Below are 416 nucleotides of genomic sequence, written 5' to 3'. Positions count from 1 at the left end.
CGCCCGTACCGAACCGACCACACTCCACCGGAATGCCTGCGTCACCACCCCCGCACCCGGCACAATCCCGGACGTCCCCCCACCCTTGGAGGAGCCGGTGTCACAGCAGGAAATCCCCATCACCCTCACCCCCCAACAAGCCGCCGCCGGCGTCGTCATCACCCTCCCCCTCCAAAACGGCACCACCGCCGACCTCCGCGTCCCACCCGCCCGCGACGGCCAACTCGTCCGCGCCCAACTCGGCACCACCGAAGTCCTCCTCCGCGTCCGCATAGCCGGCGCCCCCACACCGAAGAAACCCAACCCCCTAGGCTGCCTGCTCGGCGTCCTCGTCGCAGCAGGCCTGATCGCCGGCATCATCGCCCTCACCGACAACGACGACCCGGACACCACGGCGACCGGCAGCCGCCCCACCC

The 416-nt window shown here is 70.9% G+C and carries 1 pseudogene; it reads left to right on the top strand.

The window, feature by feature from the left end:
* Positions 1-97: 97 nt before the first annotated feature.
* Positions 98-416, top strand: a pseudogene (locus HYE82_RS37065) (hypothetical protein); the annotation flags it as partial.

It is taken from the genome of Streptomyces sp. BR123 (assembly GCF_013401435.1).
In the GTDB taxonomy this organism is placed as follows: domain Bacteria; phylum Actinomycetota; class Actinomycetes; order Streptomycetales; family Streptomycetaceae; genus Streptomyces.
The sequence above is the reverse complement of the archived record's forward strand: the minus strand, read 5'-3'. Positions and strand labels throughout refer to the sequence as shown.